This window comes from Cryobacterium sp. PH31-O1 (assembly GCF_030063455.1).
GTDB lineage: Bacteria > Actinomycetota > Actinomycetes > Actinomycetales > Microbacteriaceae > Cryobacterium.
In genome coordinates, this window is sequence record NZ_JASITB010000006.1 from 157,886 (window position 1) to 175,393 (window position 17,508).

Sequence of the window (17,508 nt, forward strand, 5' to 3'; positions counted from 1 at the left end):
CTCCCGTTCGGGGCAGAGCGGTGAATCTCACCCACCGCCCCTGAGAGACCACCGCCCCTGAGAGACCACCACACCTGCAAGACTGGCCCCATGGCTATTGCAGTGACCCCGCCGCGCGGAATGCGCGATTTTCTTCCCGCCGACAAGGCCGTGCGGGAGCGTTCCCTCGGCATCATCCGCGAGAGTTTTCGGGCGCACGGCTTCGACGAGATCGAAACCCCGGTCATGGAAGACTCCATTCGCCTGCACTCCGGCCTCGGCGGCGACAATGAGAAGCTTGCTTTTGCGGTACTCAAGCGCGGCCTCAGCGCAGCGGATGTCGCGGCGGCGGCCGCGCAGGACGACCTGCTGTCCCTCGCCGACCTCGGCCTGCGGTTCGATCTGACGGTTCCGCTGGCACGGTTTTATGCCACCCACCGCGCCGCGCTGCCGAGCGTCTTCCGGTCGATTCAGATCGCACCGGTCTGGCGGGCCGAACGTCCGCAGAAGGGACGCTTCCGCCAGTTCATGCAGTGCGACATCGACATCATCGGCGAGGCCGGCCCGCTCGCCGAGATCGAGCTGATCACCGCTACGGCCGCGGCGCTCGACAAGCTCGGCCTGACGGGCTGTTCCATTCGCATTAACGACCGGCGCATCCTGACCACCCTGCTCGCCCACTGGGGTGTCGCCGCTGAACTGACGGAGCGGGCGCTGATCGTGATCGACAAACTTGACAAGATCGGTGTCGACGGCGTCGCGACCGAACTCGGCACGCTCGGCATCGACGCCCCCGACCTGGCCACGCTGCTCACCGAGCTCGGTACCGGCGGCTGGGCGCTTGGCGCTGATGCTCCGGGCGGCAGCGTGCCGGACTGGCTCGATCCGGTGGCCTTCGGCGACCTCGAAGCCCTGCGCGCCGCCCTGCCCGGCGTGGAACTCTGGTTCGACCCTACGCTGGTGCGCGGCATGGGTTACTACACCGGCACCATCTTCGAGATCTCCCATCCAGATCTGGCCTATTCCCTCGGCGGTGGCGGTCGGTATGACGGCATGATCGGCCGGTTCCTCGGCACTGACGTGCCCGCCTGCGGATTCTCGATCGGTTTTGAACGCATTGTCGACCTGCTGCAAGCGGACGCCGCATCCGCTCTTAACGCCGTCGTGTTGGTACACGAGAAGGACGCCGATCCAGCTCGCCTGGTTGCCCTCAAGCGCGACCTCGTCGAGGAAGGCCTGCGCGTGCGCCTGGAACGACGTACCAAGAACCTCAAGGCCCTGCTCGACCGAGCCGGCGAGGCCGGCTATGGCCGCTTTGCGTTCGTGACGAACGACACGAACACGGCCGCCGATCTCGACTTCAAACCGCTCGGCGCCTGAGCCTGGGCAGGTTCAGCGGATCGGCCGACGGGTTTGGTTAGACTGGATTCGCCCGGACCACCGGCACACCCCACTTTTATCCCGACCCATACCCCGGCGTCTGCAGAGACGTTCACCCCGACAAATCAGGAGACAGTTGTGGCCCTAATTGAGGCAGTAGACGCACGCGAAATTCTCGACTCCCGCGGCAACCCGACCATTGAGGTCGAGGTTTTGCTCGGCGACGGAACCGTCAGCCGTGCCGCTGTGCCGTCCGGCGCGTCCACCGGTGTGTTCGAGGCCTACGAGCTGCGCGACGGCGACAAGGCCCGTTACCAGGGCAAGGGTGTGCTCAAAGCCGTCGAAGCGGTCATCGACGACCTCGGCCCCGCGGTCGAAGACATCGACGCGACCGATCAGCGCATCGTCGACCTCGTACTGATCGAAGCCGACGGCACCGACAACAAGGAGCGTCTCGGCGCCAACGCCATCCTCGGTGTGAGCCTCGCCGTAGCCAAGGCCGCCGCGAGCTCGGCCGGTCTGCCACTCTTCCGCTACCTCGGCGGTCCGAACGCGCACACCCTGCCGGTGCCCCTGATGAACATCATCAACGGCGGCTCGCACGCCGACAACGATGTCGACATCCAGGAATTCATGATCGTTCCTCTCGGTGCAGAGTCGTTCAGCGAGGCCCTGCGTTGGGGCGTCGAGACCTACCACTCGCTCAAGGCGCTTCTGCAGTCCAAGGGCCTGTCCACCGGCCTCGGCGATGAGGGCGGCTTCGCCCCCAACCTGCCGAGCAACCGGGCTGCGCTCGACCTCATCGTCGAAGCCATCGAAAACGCCGGCTACGTTCCCGGCAAGGACATCGCCCTCGCCCTTGACGTTGCGGCGAGCGAATTCTTCAAGGACGGCAGCTACAACTTCGAGGGCAAGAAGCTTTCGGCCGCAGAGATGAGCGCCTACTACGCCGAACTCGTCACCGACTACCCGCTCGTCTCGCTCGAGGACCCGCTCGAAGAAGACGACTGGGACGGCTACGTGCACCTCACCGCTGAGCTCGGAGACAAGGTGCAAATCGTCGGAGACGACCTGTTCGTGACCAACCCCGTGCGCCTGGCCAAGGGCCTTGAGCTTAAGGCCGCGAACTCTATCCTGGTCAAGGTGAACCAGATCGGTACTTTGACCGAGACGATGGATGCCGTATCCCTCGCCCAGCGCGCTGGCTACACCGCCATCATCTCGCACCGCTCAGGCGAAACCGAAGATACCTTCATCGCCGACCTCGCCGTCGCGACCGATGCCGGCCAGATCAAGACCGGTGCGCCGGCACGCAGCGAGCGTGTCGCCAAGTACAACCAGCTGCTGCGCATCGAAGAAGAACTCGGCGAGGGCGCGGTCTACGCCGGCCGGGCCGCGTTCCCCCGCTTCAGCGCCTAACCGCGCCGTACCAGCTCCAGGGCTCCCGACCACCGAAATTTAGGCTGGTCGGGAGCCTCCAGCTACACTCGGTAGCATTTTTTAAAGTACGTCCACCACACGGAAGGGAGTTGCCATGAACCAAAAACGACCAGTTCAGCGGCAACCCGCGCTCTCGCAAACCGAGACGCCAGCTGGTGGCTGGCTGCGCAGCATCCGCTTCTCGGGATTTTCCCTCGTGATGATGGTCGTGCTGGTGCTCGCGGTCGTGGTGCTCGCGCCGAGCCTGCGCACGTATGCCGAGCAGCGGCAGCAGATCAGCCAACTCAGCGCCACCGTCGCCGACCAAAAAGCGGAGGTTGACCGGCTCACCAGCCAGAGGGAACGCTGGAACGATCGTACCTACGTCACGACGCAGGCACGCGAACGACTCTCCTACGTGCTGCCGGGTGATATCAGCTTTCTCGTCATCAACGATCTGCCCGTCGTCGCCCCGCTTGAAGCGGAGGCGAGCCCGGTCAGCACCAATATTCAAAGCACCACAATTGATTGGCTGGGTTCCTTGTTCGCCTCCACCATGACCGCCGGCCTGGCTCCGCAGGCGGCTGCGCCCGCCAACCCGGAAACCGTGGTTCCGTGACCCGGCCGCCGTTCGACCCGTTCACTCCGGCCGATATCGACCTCGTCTCGGCCCAGCTCGGGCGCCCGGCCCGCAACGTCGTCGGCATCGCTGCCCGGTGCGTCTGCGGTGCACCGACCGTGGTCGCGACCGCGCCGCGCCTCGCCGACGGCACCCCGTTTCCCACCCTGTACTACCTCTGCCACCCGGCCGCGACAGCAGCGATCTCCTCGCTCGAGGCCACCCAGGTCATGAACGAGTACAACGACCTGCTTGCCGCCGATGACAACGTGCGCTCCGCCTACGAGCGCGCGCACGCGAGTTTTCTATTCGATCGGGACCAGCTCGGTAGTGTGCCGGAGATCGCCGGAATCTCCTCCGGCGGCATGCCGAGCCGGGTCAAATGTTTGCACGCCCTTGCCGCCCACTCCCTGGCTGCCGGTCCCGGCGTGAACCCGATCGGCGATCTCGCGCTCGAGCGCGCGACCTGGTCGCCCACGGTCTGCGTTTGCCTGGACTATTTTGCCGAGGCCTCTGCCGGTGAATCCAGGTCGGCCCCGGCGTGACTGTGACCACCCGTCGGCTGGGCACGATCGTCGGTCTCGTGCTCGCCAGCGCCCTGTTTGGCGGCACCGTGGCCGGTTCCGTCGTGTTCGACGCACCGGCCGCGCACGCCGACCAGATTCGTGACCTGCAATACTGGCTCACCGACTACGGGTTCACTGAAGCCTGGAATACGACCAGGGGCGCTGGCGTCACGGTCGCCGTGATCGATTCGGGGGTCGACGGCAGCGTTGCCGAGCTGAACGGGGCGGTGACCGGGGGAACGGATGTTTCCGGCCTCGGCTCTCCCAACGGCCAGACTCCGGTCGCCGGCGATGACGATGAGGGCGAACACGGAACCCTCGTGGCCTCACTGCTAGCGGGTCGTGGAACCGGTGATGGCACCGGTCTCGTCGGAGTGGCCCCTGAGGCGTCCATCCTGGCCGTCTCGGTCGGGTTTGGCAGCACCCGATCCACCGTGAGCAACGATGACCAGATCGCGCAGGGCATCCGCTGGGCTGTCGACAATGGTGCCGACGTCATCAACATGTCTCTGACCCGCAATACGTTGTACTGGCCGGAGAGCTGGGACGACGCTTTTCTCTACGCCTTCGAAAACGATGTCGTCGTTGTGGCCGCGGCCGGCAACCGGGGGAGCGGCACCACCGAGGTCGGCGCTCCCGCGACGATCCCCGGGGTGCTGGCGGTCGGTGGGGTGGATCGCAATAAGACAGCGAGCTTTGACGCCTCATCACAGGGCATCACGATTGCCGTGTCGGCACCGAGCGAGAAACTGGTCGGCGTCATGCCCGATTCGACCTATGTGCAGTGGGACGGTACCAGCGCGGCTGCACCGATTGTGTCGGGGCTGGTGGCTTTGGTGCGGGCGGCCTACCCCGACCTGGATGCGGCTGGCGTCATGAATCGGGTTATCTCAACCGCGAACGCGAACGGGCAGTCGGTGCCCAGCCCGATCTACGGCAACGGCCTGATCGATGCCGCCGCCGCCGTGACCCGTTATGTCGCGCCGGCCACGGGCGCCACCCCCACCGAGCTGTTGACGGAGTGGATCACGCTGCATCGTCGCGCCGAGATCGAGGTCGTACCCACCGAGGTGCCCGTCGCCGAAGCGCCGGCTGCCGCCGACAAAGACCCGGTTTTGCCAGCCCAGAACCCGCTCACCGCGTGGCTCCCGAACCAACTGACCTTAACCTATATCAGCCTTCCGCTCGCTGTACTCGTTGGGTTTGGTATCCTAGTAATGCTGTTCGGCATTGGGGCCACTCGGCATATCAAGCGAATTCGGCGCAACCCCAAAGATTTCGCACAATCATAATCATGTAGGAGGCTTTCTCATCGTGCCCAAAATTCTCATTGTTGGTGGCGGCTACGCCGGTTTTTACACGGCGTGGAAGCTCGAGAAGTGGCTGCGATCCGGCGAAGCCGAGGTCACCATTGTTGACCCGCTGCCATATATGACGTACCAGCCGTTCCTGCCGGAGGTCGCGGCCGGGTCCATCGAACCGCGCCACGCGGTCGTGTCGCACCGGCGTCACCTCAAGAAGACCAACGTCGTCTCGGCCAAGGTCACGCACGTGAACCATGCCGAGAAGACCGCCACGATCGCGCCGCCGACCGGCGAGCCGTACGAGTTCAAGTACGACATCGTCGTGGTCACCGCCGGTGCCGTGTCGCGCACGTTCCCCATCCCGGGCGTCGCCGACCAGGCCATCGGCCTCAAGACCATCGAAGAGGCCGTCGCCATCCGCGACCGCGTGCTCACCAACTTCGACAAGGCCGCCGCCCTGCCGGCCGGCCCCGAGCGCGAACGTCTGCTGACCTTCGTCGTGGTCGGTGGCGGGTTCGCCGGCATCGAGGTCTTCGCCGAGCTGCGCTCCTTCGCGACCTCGCTGCTCACCCTGTACCCGGAGATCAGCTTCGAAGAGACCAACTTTCACCTCATTGAAGCCATGGGCCGCATCATGCCAGAGGTGTCGCTCAAGACGAGCCTGTGGGTCATTGACAATCTGGCCGGTCGCGGTGCCCAGATTCATCTCGACACCCAGCTGACCAGCGCTGTCGACGGCAAGATCGAACTCTCCTCCGGCGAGACTTTCGAAACCGACCTCATCGTCTGGACGGCCGGCGTCATGGCCAACCCGACGATCGTGCGCCACACCGACCTTCCCATCGAAGAGCGTGGTCGTCTGCAGGTTCGCGCCGACCTTCGCGTCGGAACCGAAGACGACATCATCGCCGACGCCTGGGGCGCCGGCGACGTGAGCTGCGTTCCCGACCTGAGCGGCGGCGGCGTTGGCGGCAACTGCGTGCCCAACGCGCAGCACGCTGTGCGCCAGGGCAAGCTGCTCGCCAAGAACCTCGTCGCCGTACTGCGCGGCGAAGAGCCGGTGCAGTACCTGCACAAGAACTTGGGCGCTGTCGCCGGCCTCGGCATTGGAGTCGGCGTGTTCCAGAGCGGCAACCTGGCCATCACCGGCATGCCGGCGTGGTTCGCCCACCGCGGCTACCACGGCCTGGCCATGCCGAGCTGGGAGCGCAAGCTTCGCGTCGTCTGGGGCTGGGTCAATAACGTGGTCCTCGGCCGCGATGTCGTCTCGCTCAGCGCCACCGAGAACCCGCGCGCCGTGTTCGAAGAGTTCGCGTCGCGTCCGAAGCCGCCGGCACCGGCCGCAGCAGCTCCCGCAGCCAAGGCGCCGACGGCCCCGCGTGCGCCCCGTGCGCCGCGCAAACCCACCGTCAAGGCTGCCGCAGCGGATGTCGCTGCTGGCGCCACGAAGGCTCCCGCGTCAAAGCCCGCCGCCAAGGCACCGGTCGCCGAGAGGGCTGCCGCCGAGGCATCCGCTTCCAAGTAGGTTCCTGGTAGGTGTTGCCGGGCAATCTCGTCGCCCGGCAGCACCTACGCTGTAATTGCCCGTCTTCGGGTACGCCCCCATAGCCCAATTGGCAGAGGCAGACGACTTAAAATCGTCACAGTCTGGGTTCAAGTCCCAGTGGGGGCACCACGAATATTTCTATTTTGATCTGGGCTTTAACTTGGTAATAGGTGCCTCAGGCGCCCCGAATGCCCACATTTTGCCCACATTTGAAATCATTCGGGCCTGATCGAGGGCCACTGCAACGCTGTTCAGGTCGTCGTCGAAGAGGTTGGCGTACACGTCGAGGGTCATGGCGGCCGAGGCGTGGCCGAGCATCCGCTGCAGCGCCATTCTGGTCAATGAGGGGTTGAAGGCCCGCGGCGAAGGCGAACACGCCGTTCTGCTTGAAGTGGCCATCGCTCAACTCGAACCACCACGTCAGGTTGAAATTCGTTGCGCGATCCGTTCGCTGGTATCGGCAAACCCGAGGCCTGTGCTCCTTCGGGGCCTAGGCCGTGACCGCGCACCGCGGGGTCGACGAAGACATCATAAAGCCAGGCAAACGCGACACTGTCGGTGATGACGCGCGCGTAGGCGACCTGCCAGCTGAACACGCTGTCATAGACGCCGAAATGGCGCGAGCCCTCCATCGCTGCGTCCAGCCGTGAGCGTGATCGCCCGGGCGCCCAGTAGGTCTGCTCGCTGATCCAACGGTGCACCTGGTCACGGTTGATCTCGGCAACGTCGGATGAGAACCGATAATTTGCATTCATCGTCTCCTCTAATCGTGTTGACACGGTTGGTGCTGAGTTCGGTGGCCTTGACCGATGCCTACCCCGAGTGAGCGAGGCTTTTGCGTTTGTCGGCTGCAGTCAGTGAGTTCGGTGCTTTCTGCTGGCTGGAAACTTCAGCTCACGATTTTTGAATCCAGCTCGTCAGTTTGATTGCGTTGGGATTCACGGTTGAGAGGCTTGACGTCATTTCTGGCGTGATAATGCGCACCAGCGCGTATGCAGAGAATTGGCCAGCCGGGTGCATGAACTTCCCGAAGGAGAGAAGACCATCTGCGAAATCATATTCTTCAAAGAACTCATCAATGAGTCTGAGATCGTGCGGTGTCCAATCGACTTCCACAACAGCTAGCGCATGACCCAGAATTGGCTTCAGCGCGTGCTCGACTGGCGCGGAATCTGTTGCGCAGGCTATGCCAATCCATCCATCTGTCATGTTGTACGCGCAGTAGAAGAGTAATGAGTCGTCGCTCAGCTCTTGGGTGATGCCCAGAACGGTGGAGGCGAGAACTTCGTTTCTGGCAAGCCGGCCCGCGGGCACAATATCCGGATCAATCCCATCACCGAGCCGGTCGGGCATGGAGATCGGAGCGACGAGATCCACGACGCGGGCATTCCGGATCGACTCTCCCGCCCAAAACCCTTGAACGGTAACCACACCCTCCATGGCCGAGTCCGATGGGAGATCAGTAGCTACGCTGATGCCTCCAGCGCCCCGGATGACCTGGTCGTAGAGCCCGTAGGCAACCGCATCAAGTCGCGTGATTCCACCATCGCTGACCAGCCGCCCAGTGGCAAACACCCCATCGTCGACGGAAACCGTTTGATTCTTCTTTGTGGTCGTTGGCTCATTTTTCATCTTGTCCCCCCAGAATCGAATTCGTAATGCTTGACTGCGCTGTGGCCAACTGGTGACGCTTATTCTGCACGCGAGCCGGGCCAACCGCAAGAAGTCGACGCTTAAGCCGCCGCCGTTTTGGTCGCGAAGCCGCCAAGCACTGCTGCAAACCTCGCCCGCCCAGAGTCGCAGTTGCTCGCGGCCATTCTGGTTGAAGGTCCGCGGCGAGGGTGCGCATGCCTTAGGGCTCGAGGTTGCGATCGCTCAACTCGAACCTCCTCCTCGGTGTGATCTAGGCTATGCCTATGATCGGGCAACGTAGAGGATCAGGCATATTTCTCCTTGTGCTGACCGTGCTGCTTGCGGGTTGCTTAGCTGAGGGCTCAAGCGCGCAGAGTTCCCGTGCTCGGCACCTTCTTGGTGAGGTAGTCAAGTCGGTGGCGGGGGACCGGCCCGATGACATCAACGGTTTTGCGCGGTCCGTTGTATCGTCTATCGACGGCGACAGGTCTGCGCGCGGTCTGGTGCACCTGGTCGGAATCGAAGAGAAGGAGCCCGCGTCGCTGAGCGAGCCGTTCGGCGTCCTGACGTTTCGAGTTCAGCTGGCAGGTGGCGAAACTGGAGTGCAGGGTGAGGGGCCGTTCGACGCCTGCTTTGCGGTCGAATTCGACTACTACGGGGTAAGTGACCAGCGAATATGGGAGAGCTCCGACTATCTTCGCGAAGAGTCGTGTTCCGCGAGTGTCTCTCCTGTCACCCCGCCGATTGACACGAGCATCCACTTTGTTGTGGCCGACAACGCAGAGGCTGCGGCCACAGAGGTTCTTTCCGACGAGACCTCGCGCTTCAAACCGGACGGCAGTGATATCACGGCGCGAATCTTGGGCCTTCTCGACGCACCTGTTGGCGAATTTCAGCAGGTTGCCCCGCCGACCGTGATCGTCGACAAGGGAAACGTCGGCGTGGCGATGGGGTCCACGCCGGATGATTGCGTGCTCGTCTCCCGGATCGACGGCATTGTTTCACGAGTGATGCCGGCCCCCATCTTGCTGGAGCGGGGAGAACTCGGCTGCCAGCCCGGTACAGCGCTCCAGGACCCCGCGCAGCTTCGATCGCCACATTGATCCCGGCCCACACCTTGGGGACACGTTGCTGGTGGCCGTGTCAGCCGATTCGCGCGGCCAAAGCCAGGTCCTGAACGGTGACACCGACGTGGTCAAACCGAAGGATTCGAGGCATGGGCAGAGCCTCCAAGAATTGGTTCGACACGGCTACGACGGAGCCTACGACGAATCCAACACGATTAGCACTGTCGCGACCGGTGCGCCATGATCGAGGTAGGGGCATTGTCGTGAGCGTGCCCGTTTCTGCGGGTATCTCTTCGCCGTGATCTTTGGGGATGACATGGAAGTTTCACAAGCCCAGGCCGACGTGCGCCGCATCTACCGCGCGGGATTTCCTGGACCGTTGGTTTCCGCTATCGTATGGGCCGCGGCCAGCGCAGTGTTCACGTGGGGGTCGGTGCCTGCGGGCATGGCTACGCTGTTCTTCGGCGGCATGTTGATCTTCCCGCTGAGCACCCTTCTCATGAAGCTCCTGGGCGGCCCGACCGCCTTGCCGAAGGGGCATCCGTCAGCTGCTCTGGCCCTGCAGTGCGCGTTTACCGTGCCCCTCGGGCTGCTCCCCGCCATCGCGCTCGGCAGCTACGAGCCCGTTCTCTTCTTTCCCGCGGCGCTCATAGTCGTTGGAGCGCATTACCTCGTCTTCATCTCGCTCTACGGCATGCGCATATTCGCCGTTCTGGCCGGGACGCTGATGCTGATCGGAGTGAGTGCACTCTTTTTTGCGCCAGAACTCGGAGGCATCAGCGGCTGGCTGGGCGCCGGAGTTTTTCTGCTCTTCGCGGTGCTCTTGTTTCGTGCGCAGGACGAGACCCAGTCGGTTTGACCTCATACTCGAGGCCGGTTCCTCTTCGGTAAGCACGTCATCCTGACCTCGACGGACCGGCGCCGAGAGTCGACGATGACGATCAGGCCGTGCCCGCGGCGCGAGCGACTGTCTTGTCTGCATTGCTACTCATCGAACGGATGCCTGTGTGCTGTGAGTGTCGTCAGGTAGATTCGGCCCATGACGAAACCACACGGCGTCGGCCCCTACGTGAAAGTGACGCAACGCAGTTGGCCCGAGTGGGTTGCCCTGATCGACGCGATGGGCGGAAGGCAACTTGCCCATCCCGACATCGTGCCACTGGTGCAGGATGCAATCGCGCATCTGGAGCTGAAGAATCACGGCTGGTGGGCGCAGGGCATCACGATCGCCTACGAGCAGCACATCGGGCGCCGCATCCCGGGGCAGCAGGGGGACGGCACCTTTGCCGCCAGTGCCAGTAAGTCAGTATCAGGCTCGATGGACGCGGCAATTGCCGCGTGGATAGCCGTGGTCGACGGGCGCACCTCGTTCAACGGGCTAAAGGTGACAGACAAGCCCAGCACTTCCGCCACCGCGAAGTGGCGTTATTGGCGTTGCCAATTGGAGGACGACTCACGGGTCAATGTCACGGTCAACGAAACGGCAGCCGGCAAGTGTCGCGTCGCAGTGCAACACAACCAACTAGTCTCGCCCGAGGCGGCGGTTGAGTGCAAGGCATATTGGAAGACTCAACTCGCACGACTGTGATCAAGGCAGCGCGGCCGGGTAAGGGCCTGGCGGCACGGATCGGCCTTTAAAGCATCCTGATCGCGTGCCCCCTCGTCTGCCCCGAACATCCCAAGCATCAGCTCAGGGCGTGGCTTGGAAAAGGCCGGCGGAGAAGCTGGCGGGGGCCAGCGGGCGGGGCCATCCGCGCTCCTAGAATGGTGCGGGATTGGGGTCGTCGGCAGTGGGGATATCGGCCTTGGGGGCGTCCAAGTTCGGCAATGTGGTGTCTGTGGTGTCTGTGGTGTCTGTGGTGGTGGGGTCGTTGTCGCTGGTGGCATTCCAGTCGGAGGTCCAGGGGTCGTTCAGGGGTGGTGGTGGGGCTGGTTTTGCTGGTGGTGGGTCGGTGTGTTGTCGTGGTGGGCTGATGCGGGTGGCGGGGTCGGTGGCGTAGTGTTTGCCGGTGGGGCTGGTCCAGTGCAGGGTGCCGTCGGGGGTGGCGATGGCTTTCCAGTCGCTGAAGTGCTTCAGGTTGTGGTGGGCGGGGGAGAGGAAGTGCAGGTTGGTGGCGGTGGTGGGGCCGCCGAATTGTTTGTCGATGGTGTGGTCGAGGTCGCTGTGGCCGGCGGAGCGGTTGCAGCCGGGGAACCGGCAGGTTCCATCGCGCAGCCGCAGGTACTTCTTCAGGCTGGCCGGTACCCGGAAGGGTTCTTGGCTGACGTCGAGCACGATGCCGGTGTGGGGGTGGGTGAGGATGCGCAGGAAACTCGTTGCGGTGCCGGCGAGGCGGCGGGCGGTTTTCGGGTCGATCGGGCCGTAGCCTTCGAGGTCGCCGGGTTGTTCGCTTCGTCCCATCAGCGTGAGCACCGGCACGGTGATATTGACGTTGGCGGTCAGGCCGGCGCCGAGGCCGCTGCCGGTGACGCCCTGCTGGAGGAGGTCGACGGCGACATCGGCGCGCAGCTGGCTGAGGGTGCGCTCTTCGTCGGGGCCTTGCAGGCTGAGGGCGGCGTCGGTGACGCGGGTGTAGACCGCCTGAAGGTCCTCACCGGCGGCGCGCAGCCAGAGGGTGGCCATGCCGTCCTTGTCGGGGAAGAACTGCACTCGGCGATCAGCCAGGCACCGGGCGCGACGCAGGGTGATGCTGTCGGGGTGGAAGCGTTCGCGTAGTTTGCGGGCCTTACCGTCGAACTGGGTGGGGGTGAGCCTGCGGGCGTGCGGGAGGAGCACCGCTTCCAGTTCGGCGCGAGCGGGCTGCGGCACGGAGCCGAGCTGGTCGAGCAGCCGGCGGGCATGGCGGAGGGAGATCTCGCCGCTGCGGAGCGCGGTGAGAGTATCGGGCCGCTCGACCACCAGTTGCCGGCTCTCCTGGAGCAGGCCGGAGGCGGTGCCGGAGGGGATGCGCAGCGCGCACGCCATCTCCGCGACCAGGCCCTGCTGCGCGGCGAAGGTCGCATCCCAGTCATGTTCGTGGCCCGGCCCGGACAGGGGCCGGCCGGTTTCGGCGGTGTTGGTGGTGTAGTCCCACGCCTCGGTAAGGACGTCGGCTTTGCCGGCTTGGGCCCAGGCGATGATCTTCTCGAGGTAGAGCACCCGGTCCACGAACTGCGCCTGATGCCGCTGGAACGGACTCAGCGACTCGGCCGGGCCGCCGTCGGCCGGGTCGGGGTGCTCGGCCGGGTCGGGGTGCTCGTCCGGGCGAAAATCGGCCGAGAGAAAATCGGCCGGGCGGAAATCGTCCGGGCGGAAATCGTCCGGAAGGAAATTGGCCGCGAGGTACTCGGTGTAGAGGAACTCCTCGCGGAGGTCCTGGTCGAACAGGTGCTCGGGCGGCACCGCGGCGAACACCTCGGTCAGGTCCAGGCCAGCCGGGATGGGCGGGCCGTCAGCGAGCCGGGGGTTCTGCGCCGCCGCCGCTTTGGCAGCAGCGGCATCGGAAGCTTCTTCGGCCTCCCAGACCACCCGGCATTCCTCCCGGAACGCAGCCTTCCAGGCTCGGTCTTCATCGGACGACCAGTACGCATAGTCGCTGTCGGGCAGCCCCGCCAAGAAGCGCTCAATCACGCCCTGCTCGTGGGGGGTGTCGCCGCTCTGGCTCATAGAACAAGTGTACCAAGCTCAACCCGCAAAGTCGAGGGATTCTCACATGTGCTGGGATTTCTGACCGAAGCTGCATTCGCACTGGAGGTCGGGTTTTCGAGACCGGTCCGTGCGACCCCGAACTAATAGCGATCGGGGATAGCGGCCACCGCGTCGATCTCGACCAGCGCGCCTGCCCGCGCCGGTGTGACGGCGAGCACCGTGACGGTGGTTCGGCGATCTCCCCAAACTGCAGCGGTCGCGGCATAGGCCTCGCCGGGGTCGATGCCAATCGCGAGGTAGATCGTCAGTTTCACCACGTACTCGGGGCCGGTCCCAGCTTCGGCGAGGACGGCGAGCACATTGCGCAGTGCCTGCTCGGTCTGCGCGCCGAGCCCCTCAAGAAGCGCGCCCGTGCTGTCGGAACCGTTTTGCCCGCCAACGTACAGCGTCGGCCCCGCCGGAGCGATCATGCCCTGCGCGAAGGCGTGGCTGCGAAAAAGCTCGGGCGGGTCGATCGGTGTGGGAAGCGAGGTCATGGTGCGCGCAGGCCGTAGGTGAGCAGCGCGTTGCCCTTGCTCGTCATCAAGGAATTCTGCAACGCCAGCCGGGTCATCGGGTCGGTCGGTTCGAACAGGTGACGGCCTTCGCCCGCGATGACGGGGTGCGTCATCACGGTGAGGGAGTCGAGCAGGCCGGCGAAGAGAAGTTGACGCACCAGCGAAATGCCGCCAACCAGCGAGATTTCGCCGCCCTCGGTGTTCTTCAGGTCGGTCACGAATTCGTTCAGGTCGCCGGTGATCAGCGTGGAATTCCGCCAGGCCAGGTCGCCGGTGAGCGTGCGCGAGGCGACGAACTTCGGCACTGGATTGATGAAGGAGCCGAACGGATCGTCATTCTCGGCGCTGGGCCAATAGCCAGCCCACTGCTCGTAGCCGACCCTACCGAGCAGCACCGTGTCGACCCGGTTCATCATGGCGGTCATCTCGACGCCCAGCTCCTCGTCGAAGCTGTCGAATTGCCAGAGGTTCGGCGACTCCACCACGCCATCGAGGGACATGAACAGGCCGGCGGTCAGTTTTCGCATCAGAGTTCTCCCAAGTTCGGTGAAATGCTAGTACCGATCAGCGCAGTCGGTCGAGATAGCGCAGAATGACGCCCTCGCGCAGCGCCCACGGTGAGACCTCGAGTTCCGCAGCCCCGAACGCAGCCATAGCCGCTCCGAGCACAATACCTCCGGCGACGATCTGAAAGGTGCGGTCGGCGGTGATGCCCGGTAGGGCTGGGCGGGCTTCAGCGGGAATGCGGGCGAGACGGGGCACCCAGTCGTCGAGTTCGGTTCGGCCCAGCCGCAGTCGATCCGCGGCTCCGACGCCGTCTGACGTCGTGCCGGCCAGTCGCGCCAGGGAACGAATCGCCTTCGACGATCCGACAATGTGCTGCGGTGCCGGCAACTGGGCGAACGCGCCCACCGCATCGCGCAGAACGGATGCCGCATGCCCCCGCAGCGCAGACACCTCCTCCGGCAGCGGAGGATCGTGGTGCAGGAACCCGATCGTGCTGCGCCCAGCGCCGAGCGGCAGCGACAGAGCGACGTCGGGAAACTCACTGCCACCGGCCGCGATCTCCAAGGACCCGCCGCCGATGTCGAACAGCAGAATATTGCCGGCCGACCAGCCGTACCAACGTCGCACGGCCAGAAAAGTCAGCCGGGCTTCGTCTTCACCCGACAATACCTGCAGGGCGACACCGGTTTCTCGTTCGACACGGTCCAGCAACTCCGGGCCGTTGGTTGCGTCGCGCAGGGCTGAGGTGGCGAATGGCAGCAGTTCGTCGATATTGTGCCGCGTCGCGACATCCGCTGCGTGCTGCACGGCAGAGAGAACCTCCGCGACGCCCTCGTCATTGATGGCGCCCTCTGGCGTGATGTAGCGCATGAGACGCAGCACACTCTTGTCGGCGGCCATCGGCACGGGCGGAGCGCCTTCGTGCGCGTCGACGACCAACAGATGGACGGTATTGGAACCGACGTCGAGAACTCCTAGGCGCACATTGGTACGATACAGCCTGCGGCGGCCTAGCGTTGGCTCGGTGTTACGAACCGCTGCCACACCCACGCGCTGGCGCACAGCGCGGCGAAGGTTGCGGCGGCGATCCAGAGTGCCATCCCGGCACCCTCGCTCTGCCACTGTTCGACCACGGGGGCGAGCGCTGCGAACAGGATGCCGTAGGTGACGACGGTTAGACCGGTCCACAGCGTCGGCGACCAGGCCAGAATGCGTCGCCCACTGGTATGGCCGACGGGCACCAGAATCAGCACCGCCGAGCCGATCGCGGCGAGCACGATGGTGTTGCCCGTTTCCGCAGCGAGCGACGTGGCAAAATTGCTCGCACCGGGCAGCAGCGATCCGAGCGACCAGGCGAGCACGGCGATCGTGGCGAGAGCGCCCACCCGCACGGCGGCGAGTTGGCCGCGCTGCGCGGCCGTGGGCTGCTTGGGCTGGGCGCCGGCCTGGCCAGCGGCATCCGTTGTGGTGCTGAAAGTGACGCTGCCGAGCAGTCCGAACAGCAGGGCTGGGTGCACGTCGAACAACCGTGACGCGATCGCGGCGGCAGCAATGAGAAGCAGGTAGCGCGGCAGAAAAGTGACCGTTCCGCGCAGTCTCAGCACGCGCGAACTCCACCACAGCGGAACCAGAATGGCCACCGCGTTCACCAGAGCCAGCCCGATGATCACGGCGACGAGCAAGCGCAGGTAGGCGGGCTGATCCACGACCGGCCCGGAGAGCATGACGAACGTCGCCGCGGCCAGTAGCGCTGCGCCACCGCGCAACCAGCGATTGAGGCGCACCGTCGGGGCGACTTCGAACTCCTCGCGAACGCGATTCCGTCCGGCCAGGGACGGCATCTGGCGCAGAAGCCGGCCGCCGCGCGTGCGCGAAATGGTGCCAGCGAGCAGGCGCAGTGGTACCGCGATCAACAACAGGGCGCCGAGAGCGAGCAAACCGGCCTGCAACCAGGGAAACGGCGATCCGGTGCCGGTTGGGCCGATGGCCGCGGCGAACCGGGTCGGGTCATTCCACTGGCCGGGAAAAGCGGATGCCCCCGCCGCGTCGGGCTCCGCCGCTTCCGGATCCGGAGGGGCGGCACCCGGTCCCGGCGTCGGCGAAGGAGCGGCCGTCGGGCCGGGAACGGCCGCCGAACCATCCGGTGACGGCGAGGCCGCCGGGCTCGGGGTCGGCGTGACCGGTGGCGTTGTCGATGCGGACTCAGTAGGCGTCGGCGTCGTTTCGGCGACGTAGCTGATCGACCGGGGAGTGCTGCCCTGGCCGACGTTGCCGGCGACATCCTTTTGCACGGCGACGACCGAGTACGACCCGGCGGCCACTCCGCCGGCCGAGCAACTCCAGCTGCCGCCGGTCACCGGGGCGGAGCAGACCGAGTACGCACCCGCGAACACCGTCACCGTGGCGCCCGTTTCGCCGGTGCCGGTGTATTGAGTGCCGGCGACCGGCACTTGCGCACCGGCATTGGGAGCCGTCACGACCGGGGCATCCGGTGCGGTGAGGTCGAAAGCGATCGTGAGAGGCTCGCTCGCGTTCGACGACGACGGTTCACTGAACGACGACGTCTGGCTCGCCGATACGTCGCGGCTGCCATCGCTCAGGCCAGAGAACAGGCACGCCCAGGCGCCGGAAGCGTCGACGGTGCTGGTGCAGGTGTCATTGCTGGGCAACGTCGCGGTCACGATGGCCTGGGGGTGCCCGGTTCCGCGTACCCAGCCGTTGGATTCCGGCCCGGTCAGGCCGCCGAGTACAGTCGGGGCGCCGAGCACGGCCACGGCAATTTCGTCGCTCAAGCTCGGATCACCGGTCACGACCACGCGAAGGTTGATATTGGGCCCGTTTTGCAGGAAGACGTTGTCGCAACTCCACGACGTCGACGAATCGCCGACTATGCACAAAGGGTCTCCACCGCGCGGCGACAGCAACTGAATTTCCTGGTCGACAGCCTTCGAACCGGAGACGGTCGTGCGATTGCTGCCAATGAATTGTCCGTCGCGTGGGGTTTCGACCTGCGGGCTCGACGCGGGCGCGAGGGTGGTGTTCGGCACCGGATTCTCGGTCACCGACGTCGTCGACTCGGCCGTGGCCGGTGCCGGTGCGTCGTCGGCCTGGGCCGTCGGCACGACGGGCGCAGCGAGAGCCAGGGCGCAACCGAGCAGCAGGGCCGCGACCACCGCCACGCTGCGCGAACGTCGCGCGCGCGCCAAAATGTTCGATCCCTCGATTCGAGCCAAATCTGACACACGGCACCCCCTGCCCCAATTTGAGGGGCAGACAGCGCGAAAGTCAACCTTCCACGCCCGGA

Annotated in this window: 15 protein-coding genes, 1 tRNA gene and 1 pseudogene; 10 read left to right on the plus strand and 7 right to left on the minus strand. The window is 65.1% G+C overall.

Features of this window, described 5'->3' with window-relative positions; all coding sequences use genetic code 11:
* The first annotated feature begins 90 nt into the window (after nt 1-90).
* The 7 genes from hisS to QMK31_RS13410 all read left to right on the plus strand — a co-directional run bounded on the left by hisS (nt 91) and on the right by QMK31_RS13410 (nt 6,942).
* Nucleotides 91-1,359: a histidine--tRNA ligase gene (gene hisS, locus QMK31_RS13380; protein WP_283501441.1), complete on the plus strand. Its 1,269-nt coding sequence runs from the start codon at nt 91-93 to the stop codon at nt 1,357-1,359.
* Nucleotides 1,360-1,497: 138 nt separating this feature from the next.
* On the plus strand, nt 1,498-2,778 hold the full coding sequence (gene eno, locus QMK31_RS13385; protein ID WP_283501442.1) for a phosphopyruvate hydratase: 1,281 nt from the start codon (nt 1,498-1,500) through the stop codon (nt 2,776-2,778).
* A gap of 115 nt (nt 2,779-2,893) precedes the next feature.
* Complete coding sequence (locus tag QMK31_RS13390; RefSeq protein WP_283501443.1) at nt 2,894-3,397, plus strand: FtsB family cell division protein; 504 nt, start codon at nt 2,894-2,896, stop codon at nt 3,395-3,397.
* Nucleotides 3,394-3,942, plus strand: coding sequence for a DUF501 domain-containing protein (locus tag QMK31_RS13395; RefSeq protein WP_283501444.1), 549 nt, complete (start codon nt 3,394-3,396; stop codon nt 3,940-3,942). The genes QMK31_RS13390 and QMK31_RS13395 overlap by 4 nt, the downstream gene beginning before the upstream one ends.
* Nucleotides 3,939-5,255 (plus strand): S8 family serine peptidase, encoded by a 1,317-nt coding sequence (locus QMK31_RS13400; RefSeq protein ID WP_349361568.1) that lies wholly within the window; start codon nt 3,939-3,941, stop codon nt 5,253-5,255. Before QMK31_RS13395 ends, QMK31_RS13400 begins: the two co-directional genes overlap by 4 nt.
* 22 nt (nt 5,256-5,277) lie before the next feature.
* Nucleotides 5,278-6,792 (plus strand): NAD(P)/FAD-dependent oxidoreductase, encoded by a 1,515-nt coding sequence (locus QMK31_RS13405; protein ID WP_283501445.1) that lies wholly within the window; start codon nt 5,278-5,280, stop codon nt 6,790-6,792.
* 73 nt (nt 6,793-6,865) lie between these two features.
* Nucleotides 6,866-6,942 (plus strand) — tRNA-Leu (locus QMK31_RS13410).
* 9 nt (nt 6,943-6,951) lie between these two features.
* Here the strand turns inward: QMK31_RS13410 and QMK31_RS13415 are convergent.
* Nucleotides 6,952-7,143, minus strand: a pseudogene (locus QMK31_RS13415) (hypothetical protein); the annotation flags it as partial.
* A gap of 564 nt (nt 7,144-7,707) precedes the next feature.
* The gene (locus QMK31_RS13420; protein ID WP_283501446.1) at nt 7,708-8,445 is read right to left on the minus strand and encodes a hypothetical protein; all 738 of its coding nucleotides are present in this window, start codon (nt 8,443-8,445) and stop codon (nt 7,708-7,710) included.
* A gap of 284 nt (nt 8,446-8,729) precedes the next feature.
* Here QMK31_RS13420 and QMK31_RS13425 point away from each other — a divergent pair, with 284 nt between their 5' ends.
* From QMK31_RS13425 to QMK31_RS13435, 3 genes are all read left to right on the plus strand, one after another.
* Nucleotides 8,730-9,548, plus strand: coding sequence for a hypothetical protein (locus QMK31_RS13425; protein WP_283501447.1), 819 nt, complete (start codon nt 8,730-8,732; stop codon nt 9,546-9,548).
* Between the two features lie 280 nt (nt 9,549-9,828).
* On the plus strand, nt 9,829-10,371 hold the full coding sequence (locus tag QMK31_RS13430) for a DUF7010 family protein (protein WP_283501448.1): 543 nt from the start codon (nt 9,829-9,831) through the stop codon (nt 10,369-10,371).
* A 180-nt stretch (nt 10,372-10,551) separates the two neighbouring features.
* Nucleotides 10,552-11,100, plus strand: coding sequence for a hypothetical protein (locus QMK31_RS13435; protein ID WP_283501449.1), 549 nt, complete (start codon nt 10,552-10,554; stop codon nt 11,098-11,100).
* Nucleotides 11,101-11,271: 171 nt separating this feature from the next.
* On the opposite strand, the gene QMK31_RS13440 is transcribed toward QMK31_RS13435, so the two are convergent.
* The 5 genes from QMK31_RS13440 to QMK31_RS13460 form a co-directional block, all read right to left on the minus strand.
* Nucleotides 11,272-13,158, minus strand: coding sequence for an HNH endonuclease signature motif containing protein (locus QMK31_RS13440; protein WP_283501450.1), 1,887 nt, complete (start codon nt 13,156-13,158; stop codon nt 11,272-11,274).
* 122 nt (nt 13,159-13,280) lie between these two features.
* Nucleotides 13,281-13,676, minus strand: coding sequence for a RidA family protein (locus tag QMK31_RS13445; RefSeq protein ID WP_283501451.1), 396 nt, complete (start codon nt 13,674-13,676; stop codon nt 13,281-13,283).
* Nucleotides 13,673-14,224, minus strand: a complete 552-nt coding sequence (locus QMK31_RS13450) for a dihydrofolate reductase family protein (RefSeq protein WP_283501452.1) — start codon at nt 14,222-14,224, stop codon at nt 13,673-13,675. Before QMK31_RS13450 ends, QMK31_RS13445 begins: the two co-directional genes overlap by 4 nt.
* 37 nt (nt 14,225-14,261) lie before the next feature.
* Complete coding sequence (locus QMK31_RS13455) at nt 14,262-15,188, minus strand: Ppx/GppA phosphatase family protein (RefSeq protein ID WP_283501453.1); 927 nt, start codon at nt 15,186-15,188, stop codon at nt 14,262-14,264.
* 26 nt (nt 15,189-15,214) lie between these two features.
* Nucleotides 15,215-17,446 (minus strand): hypothetical protein, encoded by a 2,232-nt coding sequence (locus tag QMK31_RS13460; RefSeq protein WP_283501454.1) that lies wholly within the window; start codon nt 17,444-17,446, stop codon nt 15,215-15,217.
* Between the last annotated feature and the right edge of the window lie 62 nt (nt 17,447-17,508).

Coding starts and splice junctions, on each gene's coding strand:
- QMK31_RS13425 (WP_283501447.1), top strand. CDS start 8,730: ATGATCGGGCAACGTAGAGGATCAGGCATATTTCTCCTTGTGCTGACC.
- QMK31_RS13390 (WP_283501443.1), top strand. CDS start 2,894: ATGAACCAAAAACGACCAGTTCAGCGGCAACCCGCGCTCTCGCAAACC.
- QMK31_RS13450 (WP_283501452.1), bottom strand. CDS start 14,224: ATGCGAAAACTGACCGCCGGCCTGTTCATGTCCCTCGATGGCGTGGTG.
- QMK31_RS13435 (WP_283501449.1), top strand. CDS start 10,552: ATGACGAAACCACACGGCGTCGGCCCCTACGTGAAAGTGACGCAACGC.
- QMK31_RS13430 (WP_283501448.1), top strand. CDS start 9,829: ATGGAAGTTTCACAAGCCCAGGCCGACGTGCGCCGCATCTACCGCGCG.
- hisS (WP_283501441.1), top strand. CDS start 91: ATGGCTATTGCAGTGACCCCGCCGCGCGGAATGCGCGATTTTCTTCCC.
- QMK31_RS13420 (WP_283501446.1), bottom strand. CDS start 8,445: ATGAAAAATGAGCCAACGACCACAAAGAAGAATCAAACGGTTTCCGTC.
- QMK31_RS13445 (WP_283501451.1), bottom strand. CDS start 13,676: ATGACCTCGCTTCCCACACCGATCGACCCGCCCGAGCTTTTTCGCAGC.
- QMK31_RS13440 (WP_283501450.1), bottom strand. CDS start 13,158: ATGAGCCAGAGCGGCGACACCCCCCACGAGCAGGGCGTGATTGAGCGC.